At 67.0% G+C, this 25,769-nt stretch carries 29 protein-coding genes and 2 pseudogenes; 19 read left to right on the top strand and 12 right to left on the bottom strand.

The features are described 5' to 3' along the window. Positions 1-27: 27 nt before the first annotated feature. The gene (locus HALNA_RS12240) at positions 28-771 is read right to left on the bottom strand and encodes a proteasome assembly chaperone family protein (protein WP_049936644.1); all 744 of its coding nucleotides are present in this window, start codon (positions 769-771) and stop codon (positions 28-30) included. A gap of 105 nt (positions 772-876) precedes the next feature. On the opposite strand from HALNA_RS12240, the gene cofD reads away from it, so the two are divergent. Genes cofD through HALNA_RS12215 form a run of 5 tightly spaced genes read left to right on the top strand, consistent with a single transcriptional unit; the run spans position 877 to position 4,324 of the window. After that, the gene (gene cofD / locus HALNA_RS12235; protein ID WP_049936643.1) at positions 877-1,869 is read left to right on the top strand and encodes a 2-phospho-L-lactate transferase; all 993 of its coding nucleotides are present in this window, start codon (positions 877-879) and stop codon (positions 1,867-1,869) included. Then, on the top strand, positions 1,869-2,630 hold the full coding sequence (locus HALNA_RS12230; protein WP_049936642.1) for a tRNA-dihydrouridine synthase: 762 nt from the start codon (positions 1,869-1,871) through the stop codon (positions 2,628-2,630). The genes cofD and HALNA_RS12230 overlap by 1 nt, the downstream gene beginning before the upstream one ends. Positions 2,631-2,656: 26 nt before the next feature. Beyond that, positions 2,657-3,487, top strand: a complete 831-nt coding sequence (locus tag HALNA_RS12225; protein ID WP_245576029.1) for a triphosphoribosyl-dephospho-CoA synthase — start codon at positions 2,657-2,659, stop codon at positions 3,485-3,487. Beyond that, a complete protein-coding gene (locus HALNA_RS12220) occupies positions 3,484-4,104 on the top strand; it encodes a DUF447 domain-containing protein (RefSeq protein ID WP_049936640.1) in 621 nt (206 codons plus the stop codon). Before HALNA_RS12225 ends, HALNA_RS12220 begins: the two co-directional genes overlap by 4 nt. Positions 4,105-4,129: 25 nt before the next feature. Further along, positions 4,130-4,324 (top strand): 30S ribosomal protein S17e, encoded by a 195-nt coding sequence (locus tag HALNA_RS12215; protein WP_049936639.1) that lies wholly within the window; start codon positions 4,130-4,132, stop codon positions 4,322-4,324. Positions 4,325-4,354: 30 nt separating this feature from the next. Here the strand turns inward: HALNA_RS12215 and HALNA_RS12210 are convergent, their stop codons facing one another. From HALNA_RS12210 to HALNA_RS12190, 5 genes are all read right to left on the bottom strand, one after another. Beyond that, positions 4,355-5,926, bottom strand: coding sequence for an ATP-binding protein (locus tag HALNA_RS12210; protein WP_049936638.1), 1,572 nt, complete (start codon positions 5,924-5,926; stop codon positions 4,355-4,357). A 51-nt stretch (positions 5,927-5,977) separates the two neighbouring features. Then, complete coding sequence (locus tag HALNA_RS12205; protein WP_049936637.1) at positions 5,978-6,238, bottom strand: hypothetical protein; 261 nt, start codon at positions 6,236-6,238, stop codon at positions 5,978-5,980. 1 nt (position 6,239) lies between these two features. Next, on the bottom strand, positions 6,240-7,784 hold the full coding sequence (locus tag HALNA_RS12200) for an acyl-CoA carboxylase subunit beta (RefSeq protein ID WP_049938054.1): 1,545 nt from the start codon (positions 7,782-7,784) through the stop codon (positions 6,240-6,242). Between the two features lie 69 nt (positions 7,785-7,853). Beyond that, positions 7,854-9,251 carry a sodium-dependent transporter gene (locus HALNA_RS12195; protein WP_049936636.1) on the bottom strand — a complete coding sequence of 466 codons (1,398 nt, stop codon included), beginning with the start codon at positions 9,249-9,251 and terminating at the stop codon, positions 7,854-7,856. A 63-nt stretch (positions 9,252-9,314) separates the two neighbouring features. Continuing rightward, a complete protein-coding gene (locus tag HALNA_RS12190) occupies positions 9,315-10,658 on the bottom strand; it encodes a sodium-dependent transporter (RefSeq protein ID WP_049936635.1) in 1,344 nt (447 codons plus the stop codon). Positions 10,659-10,813: 155 nt separating this feature from the next. Here HALNA_RS12190 and HALNA_RS12185 point away from each other — a divergent pair, with 155 nt between their 5' ends. Next, entirely contained in the window at positions 10,814-11,515 is a 702-nt protein-coding gene (locus HALNA_RS12185; RefSeq protein ID WP_049936634.1) for an SDR family oxidoreductase, read from the top strand. Positions 11,516-11,579: 64 nt separating this feature from the next. Here HALNA_RS12185 and HALNA_RS12180 read toward each other — a convergent pair whose 3' ends face one another. Then, the gene (locus HALNA_RS12180; RefSeq protein ID WP_049936633.1) at positions 11,580-12,542 is read right to left on the bottom strand and encodes an NADPH:quinone reductase; all 963 of its coding nucleotides are present in this window, start codon (positions 12,540-12,542) and stop codon (positions 11,580-11,582) included. Positions 12,543-12,644: 102 nt separating this feature from the next. On the opposite strand from HALNA_RS12180, the gene sucC reads away from it, so the two are divergent. From sucC to HALNA_RS21685, 3 genes and pseudogenes are all read left to right on the top strand, one after another. After that, positions 12,645-13,790: an ADP-forming succinate--CoA ligase subunit beta gene (sucC, locus tag HALNA_RS12175; RefSeq protein ID WP_049936632.1), complete on the top strand. Its 1,146-nt coding sequence runs from the start codon at positions 12,645-12,647 to the stop codon at positions 13,788-13,790. After that, positions 13,787-14,656: a succinate--CoA ligase subunit alpha gene (gene sucD, locus HALNA_RS12170; RefSeq protein WP_049936631.1), complete on the top strand. Its 870-nt coding sequence runs from the start codon at positions 13,787-13,789 to the stop codon at positions 14,654-14,656. Before sucC ends, sucD begins: the two co-directional genes overlap by 4 nt. Before the next feature lie 31 nt (positions 14,657-14,687). After that, positions 14,688-15,358: pseudogene (locus HALNA_RS21685) on the top strand (RNA 2'-phosphotransferase). 554 nt (positions 15,359-15,912) lie between these two features. On the opposite strand, the pseudogene HALNA_RS21680 reads toward HALNA_RS21685, so the two are convergent. Continuing rightward, positions 15,913-16,167 (bottom strand): annotated as a pseudogene (locus tag HALNA_RS21680) (succinylglutamate desuccinylase); the annotation flags it as partial. Between the two features lie 155 nt (positions 16,168-16,322). Between HALNA_RS21680 and HALNA_RS12150 the strand changes: the two are divergent. Further along, positions 16,323-17,507 carry a hypothetical protein gene (locus HALNA_RS12150; protein ID WP_211226016.1) on the top strand — a complete coding sequence of 395 codons (1,185 nt, stop codon included), beginning with the start codon at positions 16,323-16,325 and terminating at the stop codon, positions 17,505-17,507. 82 nt (positions 17,508-17,589) lie between these two features. On the opposite strand, the gene HALNA_RS12145 is transcribed toward HALNA_RS12150, so the two are convergent. The 3 genes from HALNA_RS12145 to HALNA_RS12135 form a co-directional block, all read right to left on the bottom strand. Beyond that, positions 17,590-17,793 carry an FmdB family zinc ribbon protein gene (locus HALNA_RS12145; protein ID WP_157573531.1) on the bottom strand — a complete coding sequence of 68 codons (204 nt, stop codon included), beginning with the start codon at positions 17,791-17,793 and terminating at the stop codon, positions 17,590-17,592. A gap of 78 nt (positions 17,794-17,871) precedes the next feature. Further along, positions 17,872-18,435, bottom strand: coding sequence for a hypothetical protein (locus HALNA_RS12140; protein ID WP_049936626.1), 564 nt, complete (start codon positions 18,433-18,435; stop codon positions 17,872-17,874). Between the two features lie 350 nt (positions 18,436-18,785). After that, the gene (locus tag HALNA_RS12135; protein WP_049936625.1) at positions 18,786-19,574 is read right to left on the bottom strand and encodes a helix-turn-helix transcriptional regulator; all 789 of its coding nucleotides are present in this window, start codon (positions 19,572-19,574) and stop codon (positions 18,786-18,788) included. 219 nt (positions 19,575-19,793) lie between these two features. Here HALNA_RS12135 and HALNA_RS12130 point away from each other — a divergent pair, with 219 nt between their 5' ends. The 5 genes from HALNA_RS12130 (at position 19,794) to HALNA_RS12110 (ending at position 22,872) form a co-directional block, all read left to right on the top strand. Beyond that, complete coding sequence (locus HALNA_RS12130) at positions 19,794-20,792, top strand: DMT family transporter (protein WP_049938052.1); 999 nt, start codon at positions 19,794-19,796, stop codon at positions 20,790-20,792. Positions 20,793-20,981: 189 nt separating this feature from the next. Continuing rightward, positions 20,982-21,410, top strand: a complete 429-nt coding sequence (locus tag HALNA_RS12125; RefSeq protein ID WP_049936624.1) for a pyridoxamine 5'-phosphate oxidase family protein — start codon at positions 20,982-20,984, stop codon at positions 21,408-21,410. 61 nt (positions 21,411-21,471) lie between these two features. Continuing rightward, positions 21,472-22,134: a potassium channel family protein gene (locus HALNA_RS12120; protein WP_049936623.1), complete on the top strand. Its 663-nt coding sequence runs from the start codon at positions 21,472-21,474 to the stop codon at positions 22,132-22,134. After that, the gene (locus HALNA_RS12115) at positions 22,127-22,405 is read left to right on the top strand and encodes a hypothetical protein (RefSeq protein ID WP_049936622.1); all 279 of its coding nucleotides are present in this window, start codon (positions 22,127-22,129) and stop codon (positions 22,403-22,405) included. Before HALNA_RS12120 ends, HALNA_RS12115 begins: the two co-directional genes overlap by 8 nt. 86 nt (positions 22,406-22,491) lie before the next feature. After that, positions 22,492-22,872: a hypothetical protein gene (locus HALNA_RS12110; RefSeq protein ID WP_049936621.1), complete on the top strand. Its 381-nt coding sequence runs from the start codon at positions 22,492-22,494 to the stop codon at positions 22,870-22,872. A gap of 53 nt (positions 22,873-22,925) precedes the next feature. Here HALNA_RS12110 and HALNA_RS20065 read toward each other — a convergent pair whose 3' ends face one another. Then, positions 22,926-23,102: a hypothetical protein gene (locus HALNA_RS20065; RefSeq protein ID WP_157573530.1), complete on the bottom strand. Its 177-nt coding sequence runs from the start codon at positions 23,100-23,102 to the stop codon at positions 22,926-22,928. A gap of 185 nt (positions 23,103-23,287) precedes the next feature. Between HALNA_RS20065 and HALNA_RS20895 the strand changes: the two genes are divergently transcribed. The 4 genes from HALNA_RS20895 to HALNA_RS19415 all read left to right on the top strand — a co-directional run bounded on the left by HALNA_RS20895 (position 23,288) and on the right by HALNA_RS19415 (position 25,558). Next, positions 23,288-23,767 (top strand): Lrp/AsnC family transcriptional regulator, encoded by a 480-nt coding sequence (locus HALNA_RS20895; protein ID WP_211226015.1) that lies wholly within the window; start codon positions 23,288-23,290, stop codon positions 23,765-23,767. Between the two features lie 35 nt (positions 23,768-23,802). Beyond that, positions 23,803-24,183, top strand: a complete 381-nt coding sequence (locus HALNA_RS12100; RefSeq protein ID WP_084510010.1) for an ASCH domain-containing protein — start codon at positions 23,803-23,805, stop codon at positions 24,181-24,183. 62 nt (positions 24,184-24,245) lie between these two features. Continuing rightward, positions 24,246-24,509 (top strand): hypothetical protein, encoded by a 264-nt coding sequence (locus tag HALNA_RS12095; protein WP_049936619.1) that lies wholly within the window; start codon positions 24,246-24,248, stop codon positions 24,507-24,509. After that, positions 24,506-25,558: a S8 family serine peptidase gene (locus tag HALNA_RS19415; protein WP_084510009.1), complete on the top strand. Its 1,053-nt coding sequence runs from the start codon at positions 24,506-24,508 to the stop codon at positions 25,556-25,558. The genes HALNA_RS12095 and HALNA_RS19415 overlap by 4 nt, the downstream gene beginning before the upstream one ends. Positions 25,559-25,769: the final 211 nt, after the last annotated feature.

The raw sequence follows: 25,769 nt of genomic DNA, 5'->3' as shown, positions 1-25,769 counted from the left end.
GGGTCGCTTAAGGCTTGCAGAACGCACTCACTGATACATTCCGAGCGGGCGAGCCTGCGAACTCGTCTCCTCCGTTCCTTCCATCCGTTCGGCGAGGCGGCGCTTGGCCGCCCGGATCTCCCCCGCGTGGTCGACGAGTTCGGCCACCGGAATTTCGGTTCCGAGCAACGGGCCGACGCCGTTTTCGAGGAGGTGGGCCGACGCCTCCGGGTCCGGGAACCCCGGCGTGGCCTCGACGACGAGGCCGACGGCCACGGCGTCGGTGCGGAGCGCGTGGCTCAGGAGCGCGCCCGTCGGCCCCGAGATCAGCCCCGACTCCGTCGGCGGATCGATGCCGGCGTCGGTCAGTCGCTCGCCCCCGCCACCGGCCGTGACGCCGTAAAGCGCCGGCGTCGCCTCCTCGTCGCGTTCCCGTCCGATCCCGCTGAGATAGATGGACGCCACCTCGGCGTCCACGCTCCACCCGCCCAGACACTCCGCGAACTCCAGTGCCGCCGCCGGCGAGACGGGCACGTCGCTCTGGAGGACCAGCAAGTCCCGTTCCGCGTCGGCGTACAGCCGAACCGGCGTCGTCAGCGATCGGTCGCCGGTCGCGTACGTCGTCACCGGCGCCAGCCCGTCACAGTGGACGTTGGCGTAGTGGACCATCCCGAACGTCTCGACCAGATGGTCGGCCGCGAGTTTTCCCACCAGGCCAACGCCCGGCAACCCCTCGACCAGCGTCGGTTCGTTCAGCCGTACGTCGTCGGTGAGCACGTCGATTCCGATCATGAGTCCCGTTAGCGGAGCACGTGGGTAAACGCTCGCGAGTCGTGTGTCGAACCCGCACGCACGACGCTCCCAAAGGCACAAATCCACCCGCCCGCTACCCGGCACATGGTTACGTTCCTCGCCGGCGGAACGGGTACGCCGAAACTCCTCGATGGCGTCGACGCCGCGTTCGATCCCGCCGAGGTGACCGTCGTCGGAAACACCGGCGACGACGTGGAACTCGGCGGGCACCTCGTCTGTCCCGACCTCGATACGGTGCTCTTTGCCGGCGGCGGCACCCTCGACCGCGAGACGTGGTGGGGGATCGACGGCGACACGACCGCAACCCACGACGAACTCGGGCGACTGGCCGACGCCGCCGGACTGGAGTCCGGCCCGCGCTATCTCCCCGACGCCCGACAGACGACCGGCCGTCGGATCGCCCGCTGGCGCCGGTTCTCCGGCGTCGCGGAGTTCATGGAGATCGGTGACCGCGACCGGGCCGTCCACGTCACGCGCACGAGCCTCCTCGACGAAGGGGCGACGTTGACCGAGGCGACACGAACCCTCGCCGACGCGTTCGACCTCGCCGTCGACCTCCTTCCGATGAGCGACGACCCCGTCGCCACCATCGTCCACACCGACGCGGGCGCGATGCATTTCCAGGAGTACTGGGTCGCCCGCCGCGCCGACCCGCCCGTCGAGGACGTGGAGTTTAGAGGATCGAAGACGGCCGAGCCGACGGTCGCCGTCCGCGACGCCCTCGACGCGCCGGTCGTAATCGGCCCCTCGAACCCGGTGACGAGCGTCGGCCCGATCCGCGCGCTCCCCGGCGTCGACGACGCCCTCGCCGAGACGCCCGTGGTCGCCGTCTCCCCCTTTATCGAGGACGAGGCGTTCTCCGGCCCCGTGGCCGCCCTCATGCGCGGCGTCGGCCTCGACCCTTCGACCGCCGGCGTCGCCGACGCCTACCCCTTCGTCGACGCGTTCGTCCTCGACACCGACGATGGCACCGACCTCGACCGCCCGGTCGTCCACACGGACACCCGGATCGACGGCGCGGCGGACGCCCGCCGGGTCGTCGACGCCGTCGCGACGGCGCTGGCGGAGGTGACCTGATGCTCGCGCTCGCCAGCCTCAGCGGCGCGGCCGACGCCGAGTGGGCGCGCTCGGGCGCCGAGTACGCCGACCTCGCTCTCCTCGGCGGCGTCGCCCTCGACGCCGACTCGCGGGCCGCCGCCCGCAAACTCGTCGCCCGCGGGCGCGAGGAGTTCCTCACCGCCGACCCCCTCTCGTTCGTCGAGTCCCAACTCTCGGCTCTGGACGACGCCCCCGTCCGCGCCGGCGTGAACGTCCGGAGCGCGACGCTCGATCCGATCCGCGAGGCCGCGGCGGTCTGTGCCGATCACGGCGCAATCCTGGAGATCAACGCCCACTGCCGGCAGGACGAACTGTGTGCTGTCGGCTGTGGCGAGACACTCCTCCGCGATACGGCGCGTCTCGCGACGTACGTCTCGGCCGCGAGCGACGCGGGCGCGACGGTGAGCGTGAAGATGCGGACGGAAGTGTCGGGGGTCGACCTGCCCGCCACTGCCCACGCCGTCGCCGACGCCGGCGCCGACGCCGTCCACGTCGACGCGATGGATTCCGAACCCGTGATCGCCGACGTGGCTGCCGCGAGCGACGCCTACCTCCTCGCCAACAACGGCGTTCGCGACCGAGAGACGGCGTGGGAGTATCTCGCGTACGGCGCCGACGGCGTCAGCGTCGGGCGCCCGAGCGACGACCCGGCGGTTCTCGAACGGGTCGCCCGCGCCGTCGACGACTGGAAGCGTCGTGGGCAGGACGGCGACCATCGCGACGGGGTGGTTCCGGGATGACCGGGCGCTCTCATCCTCGCCCGCACATGTCCTCCGCCGACCACGCCGAACTCGCCCTCACGCTGGAGGTGGCGAGTACGCCCAAACCGGGCAACGTCGACCGCCACCGCGACCACGACGACCTGCGCTTCGAACAGTTCCTAGCCGGGGCGGTGGGGTCGCGGCCGGGACTGGAACTGGCCGCCGGCGACGCCGGCCTCGGCGACGCCTTCGAGCGCGCGGTCCGGGGGATGAGCCAGCAGTCCGGCGGCAACACGCAGTTCGGCTGTCTGCTCCTCCTCGTGCCGCTGGTTCGCGCCGCCGCGACCGATCGCCTCTCGCCGGACGGCCTGCGGGATGTCACCGGGGCGACGACCGTCGACGACGCCGCCGCGTTCTACCGTGCCTTCGAGTACGTCGACGTGGCGGTCGACGACCCGCCTGACGAAGCACCGGACCTCGACGTACGTCGCGGCGCCGACGCCGTGCCCGCGCTCCGTGATCGGGGACTGACACTCGCCGACGTGATGGAGATGAGCGCCGACCACGACGCCAACGCGGCCGAGTGGACGGGCGGCTTCGGGCGGGTCTTCGACGCCGCCGATCGGGTCCTCGACGACGACGGTCCGGTTACCGACCGCCTCGCCCGCGCCTTCCTCGATCTGTTGGCCGAGCGCCCCGACACGCTCGTCGCTATCGACCACGGCACGGACCGGGCGCGGGCGGTGAGCCGCGAGGCCGACGCGGTCCGGGGGGACCTCGACGCGGCCGAGACGCTGGCAGACCGCTTTCTCGACGAGGGGATCAACCCGGGAACGACCGCGGACCTCACCGCCGCGACGGCCTTCGTCGCGCTCGAACGGGGGGTGCCAGTGTGAACGGAAGCGACGGAGAGGGGGCCGACTGGCCCGTCACCCTCCGCGGCGTCACCGAATCGGTCGTGGCGACGCTCGGTCCGAACGACCGCTGGAACCAGGCGGCGCTCGGCTTGCACGCGCCCGACGACGACGGCGACCCCGTGACGGCCGTGACCTGGGGGACGACCCGGACCCGCGGCAACTTCGGGCGGCGGGGCGGGGGTGTGATCCAGTTCACGACCGACCCCCGCGAGTTCGTCGACGCGGCCCTCGACGTGACGGAGACGAACGATCCGGTTCGGGACGGTGCGGCCGCCTGGGTCGACGTGGACGCCCGACGGATCGAGGAGGGGGTCGACGAGGGCACCGAGTGGGTTCGCTGGGCGCTCACGCCGCGGTCGGCGACCGTCCGCGAGCGCACCGTCCCGACGATCAACCGCGGCTTCTACGCCGTGGTCGACGCGACGGTCGCCGCGTCGCGACTGGACGTGCCCGCCTTCGACACCGAAACGCTCCTGGACCGCCTCGACTACTTCGCCGAGACCGTCGAGCGCTGTGGCGGACCGGCCGAGCGCGAGGCGTTCGACCGGATCGACGACCTGACCGGGTGGCGGGACCGACGGAACGAATCGTTTTAGTGGCCTAGCGGCGGAACGTACGCACATGGCGATCAAACCCAAATACGTCAAACAGCTTGGGGGTATCCTCCTGGAGCGGTATCCGGAGGCGTTCAACACCGACTTCGAGACCAACAAGGACAGCGTCACCCAGTTGACCAACGTGGAGTCGAAGGGTGTCCGCAACCGCATCGCGGGCTACATCACGCGAAAGAAGGCGAGCGCGGCCGCCAACGCCTGATCGGGTTCGGTTTTCCGTGTTCTCGACCGCCTAGTGGCGACGCTCGTCGTCGTCGCGCCGGAGTTCGACGTGGACGGCCGTCCCGTCCGGATCGTTCGCCTCGGCCCACACGCGGCCGTCGTACTCCCGGACGAGCGCGTGGGCGATGGAGAGGCCGAACCCGCCCCAGGCGCGCTTGTGGTCGAACTCGTCGTCGGCGAACAGTTGTGCCAGCCGATCGGCCGGGATGCCGTCGCCGTCGTCGGCGACGGTCACCGTGACCATCTCGGAGCCGACGGCGACGGTCACCGAGACGTGGACGGGCGGATCGTTGTGCTGGACCGCGTTCGTCAGGAGGTGATCGAACACCGTCTCCAACATCTCGTCGGCGTGGACCACCACCGGATCGTCGGGCGTGTCACACTCGACCGTCGCTTCGGGACAGGTCGCCCGGAGCGACGCGACGGCGTCGGCCAGCGGGTCGCGCACGTCGACCGACTGCTCCGTGGCCGCCGTCTCGACGTCCGTCGCGAGTCGGCGAGCCGTCTGGATGAGGTCCACGATTTCCTCCCCCCGGTGACGGGCCGCCTCGATGTCGTCGTGGCGCTCGTCCGGAACCGACGGCTCCACGGCGTCGATTTTCGCCAGCACGAGGTTCATCCCGTTGAGCACGTTGTGTCTGAGGAGGCGGTTCAGGAACTCGACGCGGGCGCGCTCCCGGTCGAGGTCCGCCTCGCGTTCCACCCGGTCGGTCACGTCCCGGAGCACTGCCAGGTGACGGCCGGGGCGGACGTTCGGCGTGGCGGCGGCGGCGACGGTGCGTGTCTCGCCGTCCGGCCGGACGAGTTCGTACTCGTCGCGCCGGCTGGAGCCGGCGAGAAACTGCGACCAGTCCGTCTCGACTCGCAGGTCGTCGGGCGCGAAGTCGGCGATGCGTTTTCCGATCAGCTCCGCCCGTGGCAGGCCGAACAGCTCCGCAGCCGCGGGGTTTGCCTCCAGATACCGTCCCTCGTCGTCGAGGACGACGAGGGCGTCGAGTGTCCCCTCGAACACCGCCCGAAAGCGACCTTCCTGCTCGCTCAACCGCCGGTGACGACGCCGCGAGCGAACGTCGTAGCGGCTGATGAGCAGGCCGGCAATCGCGCCGGTGGCGCCGATGTCGTAGACAAGAAACCAGGCCGATTCGACGGTGTGGCCGTGCGCGATATGCAGCGTGAGAAAGTAGAGCGTAACGAGGCTCGTGACGACGAGGGAGACGGCGACCCAGAACGCCGTCACCAGCGGCGCCAGATCGTCGTCGTTCGGCCAGCCGAGCCACGCTCCTGCCCCGAGGAGGATGATCCCGAACCCGAGGGGGAGCGCGTCGCCGACGAGGGCGTCGACCGAGACGCCGTGTTGGAGTAGGTGATAGAGCGGCGTCCCGACCAGCAACGCGCCGACGCCCGCGACGACGCCGCTTCCGAGCCGCCGTCGCCAGACTGGCGGGAGCCGAGCGCCGACGGTGTCGATCCAGCCGACCAACCCCGTCCGTGCGGTGCCCATTCGGTCCCCGAGAAAGTCGTCGTCCGAGCCGACGGCGGTGCCGACCGCCATCCCATCGGAGCCGCCGTGTTCTCCGCTCACGGAGCGTTCGTTGACACGGTGGGCGTATATGCCTACTGGAGGGCCGACCGGTTAGAAACGGTCCGTCCGGCCGGCGGCGGTCCAAGCGTCGGTCGGCGCCGTCTCCGGGACGCGGATCGAGCGGCCTTGCAGTCCGTCGATCCGGCCGGCGAAGGTCCACTTGCGGCCCCGCCAGGCGTCGTCGTCACCGCCCGCGGCCGCGGCGGCCGCGGCGCGGGCCTGATCGTTTACGTGTGCGCCGACCGCGGCGGCGATGGCGGCCGCCTCCGCGTCGTCGGCGTCGTCGGGGATGTCGAGTTCGTTGGCCGACATCTCAGATCGGAATGTTGCCGTGTTTCTTCTCGGGGTTGCTCTCGCGTTTGGTCTTCAGCATGTGCAGGTCGTCGACGAGGCGCGCCCGGGTCTCTTGGGGTTCGATCACGTCGTCGATGAATCCGCGGTCGGCGGCGGTGTAGGGGTTGGCGAACTCCTCGCGGTACTCTTCGACGAGGTCGGCGCGGCGGGCGTCGGCGTCGTCGGCCGCGTCCAGTTCGTCGCTGTAGAGGACGTTCACGGCGCCTTCCGGCCCCATGACGGCGAGTTCGGCGGTCGGCCACGCGTAGTTCACGTCGGCGCCGAGATGTTTCGACGCCATGACGCAGTAGGCGCCGCCGTAGGCTTTCCGCGTGATAACCGTCAGGAGCGGGACGGTCGCCTCGGAGTAGGCGTAGAGCAGTTTCGCGCCGTGGCGGATGATCCCTCGGTGTTCCTGCTCCGTCCCCGGCATGTAGCCGGGCACGTCCACGAAGGTGAGGATTGGGACGTTGAAGGCGTCACAGAAGCGGACGAACCGCGAGGCCTTCATGCTCGCGTCGACGGTCAGCGTCCCGGCGTTCGATCGGGGTTGATTGGCGACGACGCCGACCGAGTGACCGTCGAGGCGGGCGAAGCCAACGACGACGTTTTTCGCCCAGCCGTCGTGCACCTCGAAGAAGGAGCCCTCGTCGACGGTGCCGCCGATCACGTCGGCCATGTCGTAGGGCTTCTGGGGCTGATCCGGGACGACGGTTTTTAGCTCCTCTGCCGACCGCTTCGGGTCGTCCCAGGGGTCGATCCGCGGCGGGTCCTCGACGTTGTTCTGCGGGAGATAGGAGAGCAGGCGGCGGATGTTGTCGAGTGCCGTCTCCTCGTCCTCGAAGGCGCGGTGGGCAACGCCGGTCCGCGAGGCGTGGGTCGTCGCGCCGCCGAGTTCCTCGAAGCTCACCTCCTCGCCCGTGACGGTCTTGATCACGTCCGGGCCGGTGATGAACATGTGACTCGTGTCTTTCACCATGAAGATGAAGTCGGTGATTGCGGGGGAGTAGACCGCGCCGCCGGCACAGGGGCCCATGATGCCCGAAATCTGGGGCACGACGCCGCTGGCCTGCTCGTTGCGGTGGAAGATGTCGGTGAAGCCGGCGAGGCTCCGCACGCCCTCCTGGATACGCGCGCCCGCCGAGTCGTTCAGGCCCACGATTGGCGCCCCCACGTCCATCGCCTTATCCATCACCTTACAGATCTTCTCGGACATCACCTCGCCGAGCGACCCGCCGAAGACGGTGAAGTCGTGGGCGAAGACGAACGTCTTGCGCCCGTTCACGTCGCCGTACCCCGTCACCACGCCGTCGCCGGGGAGCTTTCGCTCCTCCATGCCGAACTTGCTGGTTCGGTGGGTGCGGAACTGATCGAATTCGCGAAAGGTCCCGTCGTCGAGGAAGTAGTCGATCCGCTCTCTGGCGGTCATCTTCCCTTTCGAGTGCTGGGATTCGATCCGGTCCTCGCCCCCACCGAGGAGCGCTCGCTCCCGCTTCTCCCGGAGCTCCTCGATTCGGTCCTCCATGGTCATGGCCGACCACCTGTCATCGTCCACTAACAAGGTTCGAGCACCGGCAAAAGGATTCCGCCGATATCAGGCGGTCGCCCGCCGCCGAAGCCCGGCGAGGACGACGGCGACGGCGACGACGGTCGGCCAGAACCCGACGCGCGCGTCGACGCCCGCCGTCGTCAGCAGCGTGAAGGTGAGGAAGACGGGGACGACGACGCCGATAGCGAACAGCCACGGCGTCGCCAGCCGGATCGCTACCGGCCCGGCGCCGGTGGCGTACTCGTCTATCGCCTCGCGGCCGAGCACCCAGCCCGCAAAGAGCAGGAAGGCGAGGAGGCCGCCGGTGAGCAGGAGATCGACGAGCGTCCCGGCGACGAAGTCGAACAGCGGGGGCCGGAACGCGGTTATGGTCCCCGTGGTCGCGATGAGCGCGAGAAGCACCCCGACGGCCTTCCGTCGCGACCAGCCGCGCTCGTCGACGAGGATGGAGACCGGGATTTCGAGCATGCTGATCGAACTCGACAGCGCGGCGAAGGCGACGACGCCGAAAAACAGGACGGCCAGGACGCTCCCACCGGGCAGGGCGCCGAACGCGGCCGCGATACCGACGAAAAGCGCCCCCGGCCCGCCGCTGCCGGGGTCGATGCCCTGCGAGAACAGGAGCGGGAAGACGACGAGGCCGGCGAGGACGCCCACGCCCGTGTTGAGCAGGGCGATGACCGCCCCGTCGAACGGGAGCGATCGATCCTCGTCGATGTAGGAGGCGTAGGTGATCATGGTGCCGGCGCCGACCGAGAGGGTAAAGAGCGCCTGCCCGGCGGCCGGCCCGAGGATCGAGAAGAAGTCCGCGCGGATCGTGGCCGGATCGAAGGTGAGAAAGAAGTCGTAGCCGGCGCTCGCCCCCGACCGCGTGGAGACCCAGACGGCCATCCCGACGAGCAAGGCGAGGACGGCCGGCATCATCACTTTCGTCCCTAACTCGATGCCGCGGCGCACGCCGCCGAGGACGATCAGGCCGGTGAGTGCCAGAAAGAGGAGGTGATAGCCCGCGGCGCCGGCGCCGAAGGAGACGCTCCCGAAGTACGCGCCCGGATCGGCGAGGTAGGCCGCGCCGCCGGTGAAGGGGCCGGTCAACGAGACCAGCAGGTATCGCAGGATCCAGCCGCCGACGACGCTGTAAAACGAGAGGAGCGCAACGCCGGTGATCGCTGAGACGCCGCCGACGGCCGCCCACGCCCGCGACCCGGAGAGGGTTCGCAACGCACCGACCGGGTTCCGCCGCGCCCGCCGCCCGATGACGAACTCCCCGAGGAGGCCGGGGACGCCCACCGCCAACACGATACACAGATAGACGAGCAGGAAGGCGCTACCGCCGTTCTCGGCGGTCATCCAGGGGAACCTCCAGATGTTCCCGAGGCCAACGGCGCTTCCGGCAGCGGCGAGGATGAAGCCGGTGCGCGTCGCCCACGTCTCTCGTGTCATCGGCTTCGACTCGGCGAACCCGGCTCAAGTGGGTTTCGAGTCGCCGGCAGTCTTTCGGGGAAGCTACACGATGGCCTCGGCCAGCAGTCCGGCGTCGACGGCGAGGGTCTGGAGGCCGAGCAGCAGCGTCACCAGAACGCCGAACGGGACGACGGTGCGGACGAACCAGAGCCACGCGACGGCGCCGGATTCGCTCAGACCCGTGCCCCGTCGGAGTTCGGCCACCGCCTCGTCGGCGTCGACCCACCCGACGAACAGGAGCAAGGAGAGCACCGAGAGCGGGAGCAGGAGGTTGTAGGCGATGGCGTTGTACCATCCAAGGATCGACAGGCCGAACGCGCTCGGCACGCCCAGCAGGAAGATGCCACCCCCCAGCGCGACGGCGAGCGTCGACCGCGAGCGGTCGGTGTTGTCGACCAGATACGACGTCACGACCTCCAGCAGGCTGATCGCGGACGACAGCGCCGCGAGCAGGAGGACGACGAAGAAGGCGACGCCGAGAAAGCGCCCGGCTGGCAACTGCGCGAACGCGCCCGCGAGGGTGATGAACGCGGCACCGAGACCGCCGGTTCCGGGCTTCACGCCGAGCGAGAAGAGGATGGGGAAGACCACCAGCCCCGCCAGCAGGCCGACGAACGTGTTGAGTACCACAATGGTCGCGCCGTCGACCGGCAGGGAGTCGTCGCGGCCCAGATAGGACGCGTAGGTGATCATCGCCCCCATCCCGAGCGAGAGGGTGAAGAAGGCCTGCCCCACCGCGGCGGGAAGGATCGTCCCGAGGTTGGCACGGAGGGCGCCGATATCGGGCGAGAGGTAGTAGGCGTAGCCGGCGGCGCCACCGTCGAGGGTGCTCGCCCAGACGGCGAGGCCACCCAGAAGGAGGACGATGCTCGGCACCATCAGCTTGGTCGATCGCTCGATACCGTCCGTGACGCCGAAGGCGACGACGCCGACGGTCAGCGCCATGAAGACGGCGTGGAACCCGATCGCCTCGGGACCGGCGGCGATGGCGCCGAAGTACGCCTCGGAGCCGCCGAAGTACGCTCCGGTGGCGCTGCCGACGACGTACCGGATCACCCAGCCGCCGACGACGCTATAAAAGGATAGGATCCAGAACGCCGAAATCGTCCCGAGGACGCCGACGACCTTCCAGTTCCGACGGCCGAGGCGGGCGAAGGCGTCGATCGGATTGCGCTCGGCGCGCCGGCCGACGACGAACTCGGAGAGCATCGCGGGGAAGCCGATCAGGAAGACTGCGAGGAGGTAGACGACGATGAACGCCGCGCCGCCGTTCGCGCCCGTCTGGAACGGGAACTGCCAGACGTTCCCCAGACCGACCGCGCTCCCGACGGCGGCGAGGATGAACCCGAGCCGCGTCGCCCACGTCTCGCGCTGTTGTTGGGCCATGACCCGGCTACCTCCAGCCAGAAAAAAAGGGTCACGATCCGTCTATGGCCGTGTGAATCGGCACCGCGACGCACGCTGTCGGCGCCGTGAAACGGCGCCCCAGACCGTACCGTGACCGGCCGTACGCTTATGCGACTTCCGCCCGATTTGGGGGCATGGACACGACGTTCGACTTCTCGGGTGACGTAGTGCTCGTGACGGGAGCCTGTGGCGCACTCGGCAGCGCCGTCGCCGAAGCGTTCGACGCCGCCGGCGCGACGGTCTGTGGCACCGACATCGTCGCCCCCGACGACGAGGACGCACAGGTCGACGCGGAACGCATCGACTACTATCAGGGTGACTTCACCGACGAGGGCGACGTGGAACGGGTCGTCGACGCGGTGATCGACGACCACGGCCGACTGGACGCGCTGGTGAACGTCGCCGGGACGTGGCGTGGCGGTGACCCGATCCACGAGACGGACGCCGACCTGTTCGACTTCCTGTTCGACGTGAACCTGAAGACGATGTTTCTCGCCTCGAAACACGCCCTGCCCCACCTCCGAGAGGCGGAGGGGGCGGTCGTCTCGGTATCCGCCCGGTCGTCCTTGGAGGGCGGCGAGGGCGACGGCATCTACCGCGCGAGCAAGGCGGGCGTCCGCCTGCTGACCGAGACCATCGCCGAGGAGAACCTGGGGACGGTGCGAGCGAACGCCGTCATGCCGAGTGTCATCGACACGCCGATGAACCGCGAGATGATGACGCCCGACGAGTCGTGGGTCGATCCGGCCGACATCGCCGACGTGGTCCTGTTCCTCTGTTCGGACGCCGCGACGGTGACCAGCGGCGCCGCCGTCCCCGTCTACGGCGAAGCGTAGCGGAGCGATCGACCCCGATCGAGTACGAGTGCGACCGGCTGTGCGGTGCCGTTCGACCGGGACGCTACGGTGTGACGACGAGTTTCCCGAGGAAGCTGTCGGCCATCACGTCCTCGTGGGCGTCGGCCACCTCCTCTAAGTCGTAGGTCGGGGCCACCTCGATTTCGAGTTCGCCCTCGCCGAGCAGGTACGCGACGGCGTCGAGCGGGTCGGCCAGCCGCGGCGTGTTGAACATACTCATGAACTGATACGTGAGGTCTTTCCCGCGTGCGACGCCGTCGTTCGTGAAGCCAATCGCGGGGTCGTTCTCGCCGATGCCGACGATCCGGGCGTCGTGGGCGGCCACGTCCGCGTCGAACTGCAGGTAGTCGTCGAGTCGGTGATCGAGGATCACGTCCGGGCCACCCGAACTCGCCGCGGTCACGGCGTCCCGGAGGTCGTCACGGCCGTAGTCGAGGACGGCGTCGGCGCCGAAGGATTCGAGGCGGTCGTGGTACTGCGGGGCAGCGGTGGTGACGACCCGCGCGCCAGCCGCGTCGGCGATCTGGACGGCCGCGTGGCCGACGCCGCCGCTTCCGCCGTGGATCAGCGCCGTCTCCGCCGGCTCCAGTCCGGCGTGATCGATCAGCGCGCGCCACGCCGTCACGGCGGCGACGCCCGCGGCGCCCGCTTCGACGAGGTCGACGCCCGCCGGAAGGACCGCGAGACGATCGTCCGGCACCGCGACGTACTCCGCACAGGCGCCGTAGTGGTCCTTGCTCAGTCCCGTCGCGATGACGGCGTCGCCCTCGCTTACGCCCTCGACGGCCGTCCCCACTTCGGCCGCTTCCCCGGCGGCGTCCACGCCGGGGATCATCGGCAGCGTGAACGGCTCGTACGACCCCGCGATCAAGTAGGTGTCGACGGGGTTGACCCCCGCGGCCGCCACCTCGATCAGCACCTCGTCGTCGGCCGGGTCGGGCCGGTCGATGTCGTCGACTTGCAGTACCCCACTCCCGCCGTAGTCGTGATAGCGGACTGCGCGCATAGGGGGAAGTACGAGCAGGGGGCGAATAAAGCTGCCCGGAGATTCGTGGCGCCGAGCGCTCCGACCGATACTACTAACTCCCGTTCGACAGAAGCCCGGACGATGAGACTTCACGAGTATCAGGCGAAGGGTGTCTTCGCCGACGCCGGGATTCCAACTCCCGACTCCCGGCTTGCGACGAGCGTCGACGAGGCGGTCGACGCCGGCCGCGATCTGGGCTACCCCCTCGCGGTCAAGGCACAGGTCCACGTCGGCGGCCGCGGCAAGGCCGGCGGTATCGAAATCGCGAGCGACGAAGACGAACTCCGCGAGGCCGCCGAGACCATCATCGGGATGGATCTCAAGGGTTACCACGTCGACCGCGTTCTCGTCGAGGCGGCGGTCGACTTCACGGACGAACTCTATCTGGGCGTGACCCTCGACCGCGGCGAGGGCGAACCCGTCGTCATGGTCTCCTCGGAAGGCGGCGTCGACATCGAGGAGGTGGCGGAGACGAACCCCGACGCCATCGCCCGCGAGCGTGTCGATCCCGCGTACGGCCTCCACTCCTTCCAGGCGCGAAAGGCGGTGTCCGAGGCCGGCGTCCCGCGGGACGTCTCCCGCGCGGTGGCGAGTGTCGTCGAAACGCTGTACGATCTCTGGGAAGCCAACGACGCCAGCGAGGCGGAGATCAACCCGCTGATGGTGACCGACGGGGGCGACGTGGTCGCCGCCGACGCCGTCATGAACGTCGACGACGACGCGCTCTTTCGCCATCCGAACCTCGCCGAGATGGAAGAGGAGTCCTACACCGACGACCTCGAGCGCAAGGCCGGCGAGTACGGCTTCGATTACGTCCGCCTCTCGGGCAACGTCGGCATCATCGGCAACGGTGCGGGCCTCGTGATGACGACACTCGACTTGGTGGACTACTACGGCGGCGACCCCGCGAACTTCCTCGACATCGGCGGCGGCGCCAAGGCCGAACGAGTCGCCAACGCCCTCGATATGGTGTTTTCCGATCCCAACGTCGACTCCGTGGTGTTCAACATCTTCGGCGGCATCACTCGCGGCGACGAGGTGGCTCGCGGCATCAACGACGCGCTCTCGCAGTTCGACGAGATACCGAAACCCGTCGTCGTCCGCCTCGCCGGCACGAACGCCGCGGAGGGCATGGAGATCCTGAACACGGAACTGGTGCAGGTCGAAGGGACCCTGGAGGACGCGGTGCAACGTGCGGTCGCGAACGCCGAGGAGGTGAACCAATGAGCGTACTCGTCGACGAGGATACCCGCGTCGTCGTCCAGGGCATCACCGGCGGCGAGGGCAACTTCCACGCCGAACAGATGATCGAGTACGGGACGAACGTCGTCGCCGGCGCGGTGCCGGGCAAAGGGGGTCAGGAGGTCCACGGCGTCCCCGTCTACGATACGGTCCACGAGGCGGTCCGCCGCGAGGACGCGGACGCCTCCGTCGTCTTCGTGCCGCCCGCGTTCGCCGCCGACGCCCTCTTCGAGGCGCTCGATACGTCGCTCGACCTCGTCGTCGCCATCACCGAGGGCATCCCGACCCAGGACATGACGACGGTGAACCGGCGGCTCCGGGAGACGGACACGTATCTCGTCGGACCGAACTGCCCCGGCGTCATCACGCCCGGCGAGGCGAAACTCGGCATCCTGCCGGGCAACATCTTCTCGTCGGGTAACGTGGGCCTCGTCTCCCGGTCGGGCACGCTCACCTACCAGGTGGTCGACAACCTGACCCAGCGTGGTATCGGGCAGACGACCGCCATCGGCATCGGCGGCGACCCCATCATCGGCACCTCCTTCATCGACGCTCTCGAACTCTTCGAAGCCGATCCGGAGACCGAAGCGGTCGCCATGTGCGGCGAAATCGGCGGCGAGGACGAGGAGGACGCGGCGGACTTCATCGCCACCGAGATGGACACGCCCGTCGCCGGCTTCATCGCCGGCCGGACCGCCCCGCCGGGCAAGCGCATGGGCCACGCCGGCGCCATCGTCTCCGGGAGCGGTACGGGCACGGCCGAAAGCAAGATCGAGGCGCTCAACAACGCGGGCGTCCCCGTCGGTGACACGCCCGAGGAAGTCGCCGACCACATCGAAGGCTTCCTGTAGGTTCTTCCGACCGGGCCGCCTCCCTCGGCCCGTGACTCATCCCGTTCGTCGCTGTCCGGATCACGGCGTCGTCGCCGGTGCCTGTCCCGACTGTGGCGCCGTCGACGACGCCGTCCTGACGGCCGAACGCCGAACCCGCCTCTCGAAATTCCTGAGCGGTGCGCTTCGGCATTTCCCCGGGGACGCCGGCCTCTCGCTCGACGAGTCGGGATGGACTCCGTGGACCGACTTCGTCGCCGTGGCGACCGGTCGGTATCCGTGGGCGGACGAGGGCGACGGGAGTGACGCTCGCGTCCGCGCCGCCTACGGCCACTCATAGTTGTAAGTCAGTACCGGTGGGTCGCCAAGAGGGTCCAGCGATCTACCGGTAACCAGTTCGAATAAACACCATCAGTCGACGTGACCCTCGAACCAACCGACGCACCGGTGCCCGACGAACTGTACCACGGCACCGCACCCGGGAACGCCGACGCCATCGAGCGTGCGGGGCTGAAACCGATGGGGCGCCAGCAGGTGCATCTGTCGGCGTCCGTCGCCGACGCCGAGGCGGTCGGACGGCGCCACACCGACGGGGACGACCCCGTGGTGTTTGCCGTCGACGCGGCGTCGCTCTCGGAGGCGTACCGACTCACGAAGCGTGGGCAGGAGACGTACACGGTCGATCGGGTGCCCTCGACGTATCTACGGCTCGTCGAGGACTAGTCGTCGGCGTCGACGCTCGCCGCCGGCACCGACGAGAAGGGACCGTGGTAGGTCGAGCGGTAGCCGAGCAACACGTCGTGGCCGTGGCTGGACATGAGGACGGGCCAGAACGCCTCGTCCGCGGTCAGTGGCTCGCCGTCGACGGTGGCGAAGACCTCCCCGGCGTCGACGCGTTCGAAGTTCTCGCCGCGGAACTCGTACTCCCGTCCGGGTTCCTTGTATAGCGCCTCGCTCACCTCGTAGAAGCCGGGGTCCTGTGCCGGGGGGTCGCCGGGAAGGACGCCCGTCGTCTGCAGGAACGCGACGATACAGTCGTAGGCGTTGTCGACGGCCGCTTCGCTCCCCTGATAGCCGGCCTCGATGTCGACGAAACCGGGGAGTTCGACCGACCGGCCGTCGGAGACGGCGGTGAAATCGACGATGCCGGTGACGGGGAGGTGGGCCGCAATCTCGCGTTTGCGCTCGTTCAGATACGCCACGTTGGCGAAGGCCTCGTCGTAGGAGACGGTCGAGTGGATACCGAGCGAGAGACAGCCCTCGACTTCGGTCGCCAGGTCGTGTGCGAGCCGTTCCTCGTACAGGTCGCTCTCGGGGTCGCCGGGGAGCGCCCGGTTCAGATCCGTCTCGATGTACCGGACGCCCCGTTCGAGGGCGCGTTCGTTGGCGATAATCAGCTTCGCGGGGCGGTCGACTTCGGGATCGGACGCGAGAAAGCGCTCGATAGCGCGCGCGCCACAGGGTTCGTCCCCGTGGACCGCGCCGACGACCGCTACCTCGGGGGTCCCCTCACCGACCGTATGGACCTGCATGGAACGGAGTGGGTGGTCCACGACCGAAAGTCTAACTCATCGGCGTTGGGGACGATGGCAAGGTTGATAGCCGTCGCCGGGCACCTCCCCCCAATGCGACCCCGAGATCCTCGCCCGGAGGTGAGAGCGACGGCCGCGGATGGCCGTCGACACCGGTGACCCGGTCACTGCCGCGGGCCGCCGCCGACCGCCTCGCCGCGTTCGACCGCCTCCCCACTGCGCAGCGGGCGATCCTTGGCTACTACGCCGAGACCGGCCGCCTGGACTACCGGGCGCTCCGGATCAAGTCCGCTGTCGACGACACGCTCGACCGCATCCTGGGCGAGGTGTACGGCGACATCGAGGCCGAACTCGAAGCCGAACTCGGCGTCGACGACGCCACGTTCGAGTACGAGACGAAGCTCACGCTCCCCGCGGAACTGACGCTCGGCTATCTCTACCGCCGGGCGCTCGCGCGGGCGACGGGCGGGTACGATCCGATTACCGACGAGGCGGGTCGGCTGGTCGCCCTCGGCCGCGGCGATCCCTCCACGCCGGCCAACCGCGAGGCCCGCGAGTACGTCGAGATGGCCGAGAAGACGACGGCGATAATCGTGCAAGCGCTGCTCGACGGCGACATGCGCGACGCGATCAACGACGACGAGTTCGAGGATTTCGAGGTGACACTCGTCGGCGACCCCGATCCGGACCGGCGCACCGTCGCCGAATGCGCCCAGTCGTATCTCCAGGGTGTCGTCGAGGACGCCTTCGACCGAGCGCCCGACACGGTTCGCGACGCCTACGACGAGGCCGTCGAGATTTCCGAGGCCCACCAGGATCGGGACGACCGGTTCCGCGAGTTGCTCGCGGAATCACACGCCGATAACGGCGACACGGCGAAAGCGGGCATCGAGGACGAGTACAAGTCCGCACCCGTCCCCGACGATGCACCCTTCGGCGAACAGGAACGCGGCCTCCCGTACCTCAAGACGCAGTACGACCGCGTGGGCGTCATCTACAAGGGAATGCTCGACGCCTACCGCGGTGTCGGCTTCGACATCCCCGACGCGTTCGGCGCGTCGATCATCCTCGCCATCATCGGCGCCCAGATCTGGCTGGACGACGTGGACGACTACCACGACGACGTGGCCGAGGGGCAACTCACCCCCGTCACCGCCGAGTACGTCCTCGCCGCGGACGACGCGGCGGCCTACGAGAACGTCGTCTCGATCACGATGGACTACTTCGACCTGGCTCGGGCACACGCCGAGGCGGCGGACTCGCCGCTCAACGGCATCGCCATCGAGTACATCCTCCGATCCGGCGAACCGGAGCGGCTGCCGGGCGGCGCGGACCACTGATCGGGCTATCCGAAGTCAACGGGGATTCCCGCCGGGCCGAGCCGACGAGAATCGATGAAGGGACCACCGATGCGGTTCGTTCCTACCCCGCACCGCCGCCACCGCCGCCGGCGTACATCTTTCCGACTTCCTCCAGGTTCGACGAGCCACAGTTCCGACACGTCGCGCTCTCGGGCGGATCGCTCGACGTGATCGTTTTTTCACAGTCCTGACACTCGTAGTCGTACAGGACCGTCTCACTCTCGTCCGGTGCCAGTAGCTCCTTCACCTTGTCCATGAGGCTCATGTACTACCACCGACCCCACGTTATCATTTCTCGTTCATAATTGTTCGTGTCTTCGAGACGGGGGTGCCGTCTCCTCCGTCAGTCACCGCCGATGTCGAGTGTCGAGCCATCCTCGACCAACACGCCGCGTTCGATTGCCGTCTCGAGGATTCGCTCACACTGCGGTTCGGACACGTCGTACGCGCCCGTGACCAGTGCGGTCAGATCGGCCCGTTCCATTGGGAACTCGCGATTCTGGAGCAGACGGAGGACTTTGTAGTAGCCATCCGGCACGTCCTCGTCCGGGCTGGCATCGGCGTCGTCGTCGGGAGTGACTCCCTCGTCCCCGCCCGTCTCGCTCGTCTCGTCGTCCGCGTCCCGACCGTCGGTCGCGGCCGATGCGTCCTCGGATGTCGGCGAGGCCGACCCGAAGGTGACTTCGCCGACACCCGACACGCCTGGATCGGGACCATCCGTCGACCCCGTGGACTCCGCCGCCTCGACCAGCGGTTCGAGTACGCGGCGGAGTTTCTCCTGACAGGACGAACACAGCACCGCCGACCGCGACTCGCCGGACGCGACCAGGCGGTCGGGCACGACTTCGTACTCCTGCAGCGAGTCGCCGACGGCACTGCAGAAGTAACAGGACCGCAACTGAGGCATATCCGATGGTGTGGCGGGCACCCGCTAAGTGTTTTGCCTCGGGAGCGGCGCGACAGAATTTTTATGAATAGACGAATATCGGAGATAAGAAAACGTTCGAAGGGTTCTTCGACAAAAATATTTAATTAGGTCCCGGTCGATTGTGGAAACGTGATGGCGCGCTACGTTTGTCCCGGCTGTGACCGGACGCTCGAAGCGGGGCCGTTCCGGATGACTTGCCCAACCTGTGGTGGCCGGCTCGCGAACTATCGACGCTCCCGGTCCTGACGTAGCGCCCGCGTCCTCTCGGGGGCTCCGCCCCTATCTATCGATCCCGCCGGCGAGCATCCCTGCTGCTTTCGGATACCCCCTCACCCGAGGTCACCGGAGTCGAGCGCGGACGCTTCCGCCCAGTATCCATCGAACCGCTCGCGAGCACAGTCGCGAACGACCGGATCGTCGGTGTCGATGGAGGCCTGCAGGACGCCGTTGGTGTCCCGAATCAGGAGGTGGACCGTCCCGTCCACGACGGTCACCGCCAGCGGAATATCCCCGTCCCGGACCCGGAGGGTCGCACCCGGGGCGTCGAGGAGGGATTCGAGGCGGCGTCGCAACCCCTCGTCGTCGGCCACCGCGTCGATGGCGTGCTGGGAGAAAACCCCCTCGAACGTCGTCTCGCCGGCCGTCACGCGGCGTTCGATGGCGTCGAGGCTCCCTTCGTTGAAGGCGTGTGAGAACACGCGGATCGACGACGCGCCCCGGAGGAGGCCGAGGACGCGCCCGACCGGCGCGTTCGGTCGCGTCCCCGACGGGACGGTGATGGTCGCGTCGTCTAGCCGCCGCAGGTCGAAGTCGATGGCGTCCGGGAGGTAGTCGACGATTGGGCGGAGATCGACCTCCGTCTCCACGATGTCCAGCAGGTCGAGGAAGCCGTCGGCGACGAGTTCGCCGGTCGCCGTGGCGACGTAGGCGCCGTCGACCCGTCTGATCCACGAGCGGTCGTCGAAGTCGCGTAGAATCCGTCCGAGCGTCGCCTGCGACGCGCCGGTCGCCACCGCGAGGTCGGTGCGCGTGTGGCGGTCCTCGGCGAGTAGCCGGAGCACTTCTACCCGGTTCGTCGAGAGCGCGAGGAACTCGATTTCCGCCAGTGCGGACTCCATGCCACTCCCTGCTCCCCGTGACCGGAAACCACTTTCGCACCGTGAAAGCGTTGCACACCGCGAAGGTCGCGACCCGGAGCGCACGCGTTTTGTACCGTGCAAAATTTTACGAATTAAACTAAACGGCTGCGGCCCCTCTGTTCGGTCGATGCGTTACACTTTGCGAATTTCGGCACTCGGATCGGGTTGCGAACGGCACGTCGGCGAGGGTGCGGAGTGATCGCGGCGGATCGCCGCGCGCTGGTCGCTTTCGTGGTCGCGGGAGTCCTCTTCGGCGGGACTTTCGTCGCCGCGAAGGCAGGCCTCGCCTACTTCCCGCCGCTCCTGTTCGTCGCGCTCCGTTTCGACGTGGCGGCGGTCGCCCTCATCGCCTACGCGGCCGTGACGACGCCGCGCGACCAACTCCTCCCCAGCACCTGGCGTGACGCCGCCGGGATTCTCGCCACAGGTGTCCTCGCTATTGGCCTGACGAACGCCCTCCTGTTCGTGGGGCAGGGGTACACCAGCAGTGCCGTCGCCGCCATCGTCTTCAGCCTCAACCCCATTCTGACGCCCGTCTTCGCCGCGCTCCTGTTGGCCGACGAACAGCTCTCCCGACGCGGCGTCGCGGGGATGGCCCTCGGGTTCCTCGGCGTCGCCCTCGTGGTCAACCCCGACCCTGCGACCCTGTTCGATCCCGGCGTCGGCAAGGCCATCCTGCTCGGCGGGGCGATCACCGGGGCGATCGGGAGCGTCCTCATCCGCTGGGCCGGCGGCTCCCTGTCGAGTACGGCCCGCACCGCGTGGGGGCTTCCCTTCGCGGCCGGACTCTCACACCTGCTCAGTTGGTGGACCGGCGAATCCGTCGACGCCGTCGTCTGGCACCCCGAGGCCTTTCTCGCGCTGGCCTACGTCGGTCTGCTGGCCGGTGCCGTCGCCTACATCGCCTACTTCGGCCTCCTCGACACCGCCGGCGCCATCCGCGCGAACCTCGTGTTCTACGCCGTCCCCGTCGTCGCCGCGCTGGGCGGGTGGGCGCTGCTCGGCGAACTCGTCTCCACGCTGGCCGTCGGCGGCTTCGTGACCATTTTCGCCGGCTTCGCGGTCATCGGGAGCGAGTCGGTCGACGTACGCAGACGCCTCCGTGCCCTTCGCGGCCGGTTCCCGGCCGTGACCGACGAGTCCGACGGCTCCACGACCGACGCGATGGACGGTCCCTGTGGCATCGAGGCCGACTGATAGTGTTTATTGGAACTGGTTACCAGTGGGTCGCCGGACCGGCTTGGCGACCCACCGGTACTGACTTATAATAAACACTATGAGACGGACCGGCGTCCCCAGTCTCGACGGTCCGACGACTCACCAGCGCTGCGTTACGACCGGCCACGCGACGACCGGATATATGCCCCGTCGTGACGTAGGTTGGCCATGGACCACGTCGAGTACGTCTACACGGTCGGGATGGACGCCGCCGACATCGACGATTACCTCCGTTCCGGCTCCCACGGCGTTCTCGCTCTCGCCGACGGCGACGACGCGTACGCCGTCCCGCTCAGCTACCACTACGACGGCGAGCGGTTCCTCCTCCGCGTGAGCACGCACGACGACACCGGCAGCGAGAAGCGACGCTACCTCGATACGACCGACACGGCCACGTTCGTCTGTTTCGCCGCCGACAGCTCCTGGAGCATCCACGTCCGCGGCTCGGTCGCGCCGTGGGACGGCACCGTCGACGAGGCGACCCTCAACGAGTGGTTCCCACCCTTCCGACTGTTCGACGAGTCGGTCGAAGATGTCGAGTTCACCCTGTACGAACTCGATATGGGGAGCGTCGTCGGCCGCCGGACCGCCGACTGATCGCGCGGCCGGATTTCTCGCCGTCCCCACACTTAACGTTCGAGGCGTAGTAGCACGGCGTATGGCCGAACGCGATCACATCGTCGTCGCCGGCGGCGGCCGCGTCGGGCGGCGGGTGGCGGAGGATTTCGTCAACCGCGGGACCGACGTGACCGTCGTCGAACGCGATCCGAACCGAATCGACGCCACCGAGGTGGACGAACGCGTCACCTACCTGCAAGGCGACGCCACGCGACCGTCGATGCTCAGGGAGGCGATACGGGACGAAACCGACGTGATCGGCGCGCTGACGGGTGACCAATCCACCAATCTCGCCGTCTGCATGGCGGCCAAGCAGCTCTACCCCGACATCGAAACCGTCGCCCGCATCCAGGTCGAGGACGGCGACGAGTACACCGAGTTCGTCGACCGAGTGTACTTCCCCGAACGAGCGAGCATCAAGGCGGCTGTCAACGCTCTCTCGGGCAGCGACATCCGGACGCTCGAGGGCGTGACCGGCGACCTCGAACTGTTCGACGTACGGGTCGACTACGACGCCCCCGCCGCGGGGGAAGTCGTCGCCGACGCCCTCCCCGAGGGCTCGCTCGTCGTCTCACAGACCAGCGGGGACGTGGCCGTCCAGCACTCGACGACGCTCGTCGCGGGGCGGCGCTACATCGTCGCCGCCGACCACGAAGTCGTCGACGAGGTGCTCGCGCAACTCCGCGGTAGCCACGATGCCTGACGCGTCGCTCGATCCGGCCCCGCTGTCGCTCACCTGTGCAGTCTGTGGCGAGGAAGTCGACGACGCGGGCTATCTCCCCGCGACCGAGGAGGACGGCGCCTACCGCCCACACCCCGACGCCGCCGTCTGTGGCCCCTGCGGGTTCAACGAGGTGGGAATGCTGGGGTGTGCGCCGGAACTGGACGAGGTGGCCGACGCCGGCCCGGAGGACGCCTTGCTGTACGTGACGCGGGTCGACGAGGGATTCGAGGTGGTGTCGGCGAAAGGATAGCCCGGCGACTCCTGCGGCATCGTCGCGCTTTTTGATCGGTTCGACCCCCAATTCACTTGCCACCCTGTTCCGCCGTCGGTGACGGTATGATTCCGGTCGACGAAGACCGGACCCATCCAGTCACGCAGTACGGGGACGCCTTGCGTGCGGTCACGAGATTCCGGAGCGGCACCTTCGAGACGCGGATGCGGGAGGACGTACGTACCCGCTACACCGACCTATGGGACCAGCGCGTCGTCGACGAAATCGTTCTCGAACAACTCCGCTCCGAACGACTCGAAGACGGATTCAAATGCGGTCGCCTCACCGGGACGGTTCACGTCTTCGACGAGGCACTCGTCGTCGTTCAGGCGGATTCTGCCTCCCGAAAGTCGGGCTATCTCGTCACGTTCGACCGTGACAACGGCGTGACGATGGCGGATCTGGAAGACTGCTTCGAGTACCTCCGGACGGCAGCGATTGGGTAGGATATCCCGTGGCGGCTCGCCTCGCAGTGTACACGCCCACTCCCTTTCGAACCTCACGGAGCCCGCTCGACTTGGCCGGCGTCGTCGAAGCGGTAGACGAGTCGGGCGTCGCGGTCGACGTGGTGGTAGTAGCCTTCGCCGTCGACGCCGAGGTAGGCGTGCTGGCCAACGGTGCGAAACTGTCGATCGGGGCCGGAACTGACTTCTCCGGCGCGGTTAGATTTGCTCATGCTCTCACTCCGAGAGTACAGTACGGCGGAGTTCCAGCACCGCCGGGCGCCTTCTGTGAAGACACCCGTCCTGTGCTCATCTACAGATACGGGATGTGGACACTTGGTATTTGTGCAAACAGCATAGTAGATATAACTATGCTATCAGCATAAGTGCTAAGTGCATGGTCGAAATACATACCGGCATGGCGCAACGACAGCAACGCGTGATAGATGAAGTCGATTTGACGGAGGCCGATGAGGCGATCCTCGACGAATTACACGCCGGTGCGCGGACGAAGAAGGCCGTCGTCGACGCCACGGGTCTCCACCGCAACACGGTAGGGAACCGACTTGATGTCCTCGAAGCCGGCGACGTGATCAAGTGCATCCACGACTCGACTGCGCTCTACGAACTCGTCGACGATCCACGAGGCCGAGAGGGGTATGTCCAGATTGGGGAAGAGCTGGATTGGGAGAAGCTTCGTCCGGTCGGTCCGTATTCAGCCGAGCGACTGGAGTACGTTCTGGGCGCGCTTGAGTCGGGTGATGAGTTGGCAAGTGGGTTGGTGTGGAAAACAGTCGTCGCGCAGACACCAGAGGGGAGCGTCACGCTCGAAGAGATTCTCGGCGCTCTCGGTGAGGCCAAATGGTTACTGGAGTGGGCAAAGGACATCGATGAGTGACCGTCTAACCGTCGCCGGCCTCCGGGAGGCCGACGGTGCTATTTAAGAACTACCACATTCCGGTGATCCGCTCGGGGTCGAAGACGGTGACACGCCGGGAGTGGGCCGACAACTACGCCGGCCCGAACGTCGGCACCGTTGTCGCCGCGAAGACGGACCTTCTCAAACCCGGTGCGGAGTGCGACTGTTTCATCCGCATCACCGAGACACGTGAGGAGGCACTCGGCACGATCACGCCGGCGAGCGCCCGCCGTGAGGGTGACTACGACGGCGTTGACGAGTTCATCCGGGGGTACGAGGATGTCTACGGCGAGGGGGCGTGGGACCCCGAGAAGGTTGTCACCGTCGTTGAGTTCGAATACGTCGGTCGCTCCCGGTCGCGTGAACAGGCCGAGGTCGTGATGGAAGAGCTGTAAGCAGAGGCCAAGTGTGCTGCATGCACAACTTATTTGTGTCAGGTCCCGTAGAAAATAGTGGTATGGACCAGTACATTGAGCCGAGCGTGTCCGACTGGATTAACCAGTCTTCCCCCGAGGACGAGAGACAGTTTGCTCTCGTTCCGAAGGAGGGGGCGGCTCCCGAAATTGAATCACGGGCCGATAGCTACGGCGTTACCGTTGACCGCATCCTCCCCTCCGGGGTTATTCTTATAACTGCAAGTGCGGGTAGCTTCGGTGAGTTTGTCGACACAGCTTCTATTCAGTCCGTTTCTGTGACTGACGGTATGACTGCCCAACAGTGACCACCGAGCGCGGGCCCTTATGGAGTACGTCCGTCAAGCAGACTAGGGATTATATAATCCGCGCGCATGGCTTATCAACGAACGTTCCCAGAACGGGAGAGCGTGCAGACGGCATCCACATTGGGGTCGTTGACTCGGCTTGGCAGTTGCCGTCAGAGTACACGGATGGATATACTGTCCATGAGCGGAGGGAGAACTCATTTCTCAATACGTCTGAAGAAGAGACAAGTCAACACTGTAGGGCGGTGTTTGACCGTCTCTGTGCATACGCGCCTGACGCGGAATTCTCTCTCTATCAGGCGATGAACGCTGATAAAAGGGTGCCTGTTGAGCCATACTCCGATGTTGTTACCAAAGCAATTGAGGATGATATCGACATTCTCAATTTATCTTCCGGACGTCCATGGCGCGCTCCTGTCGCGTTGAATCCGGATGTGAAGGTAACAAAGCGATTAATTAATGCTGGTATTACTGTTGTTGCTGCAGCAGGTAATTATTTACCTAATAAACAGGAGAGACGTCCGCCAGTTCACTGTCCAGGTGCATTCGAGGATGTAATCTCTGTTGGAGGAATGGTGACCCATTGTCCATGTGAGCCGGGCGATGAACCAGCGAACCGAAGAGCTGGACCATATTACTGGGTGAACGAGGATGTCGCTCCTGAATCAGATGTCACTCCAGCTAACGGAACATTTTGTAGTGAACAGGACTGCACCAACGGTCAGAACTGTATCCCCAATCAGCAAGAAAAAGAATGGAAATGGAACCCGGTTCCGACGGGTAGTAACCCAGATATACTTGCACCAATGCACGTGCTGCGAGACAGTAGTGATGGTTGGTATCTGGAACCGGGGACAAGTTTTGCTACGCCACTGGTTACTGGATCTCTTGCATGTATTCTATGCGAACACCAATCGGAAACAGGTGAGGAAGCATCTCCATATGATCTGCGGCGCGCAGTTCGTGAGGGGAGTAGTCGGATACACCCTGATGCAAGTGCTGGAAAATATGATGCGATGGGTACCCGCTGCGAACTTGGCCTCAGCTAGTTTTCAGTTCGTGGCGTTCTAGCACTACTGTAGCGTAACTGCCCACGCTTGGCTCGTCAAGAGTAACCCTGGCGATGATTAGCGGGGTATGTCCAAGAGCGGCCCGTTCGGCTCGAAAAGCGCACGATAGAGTCTGTACGAAACTGGACTGTACACCCTCATCGATGAATTTATTGAGGGCTACGGGACCATCTGCGGCGACGGAGCGTGG

This window comes from Haloplanus natans DSM 17983, from assembly GCF_000427685.1.
Classification (GTDB): Archaea; Halobacteriota; Halobacteria; order Halobacteriales; family Haloferacaceae; genus Haloplanus; species Haloplanus natans.
The sequence above is the reverse complement of the archived record's forward strand: the minus strand, read 5'-3'. Positions and strand labels throughout refer to the sequence as shown.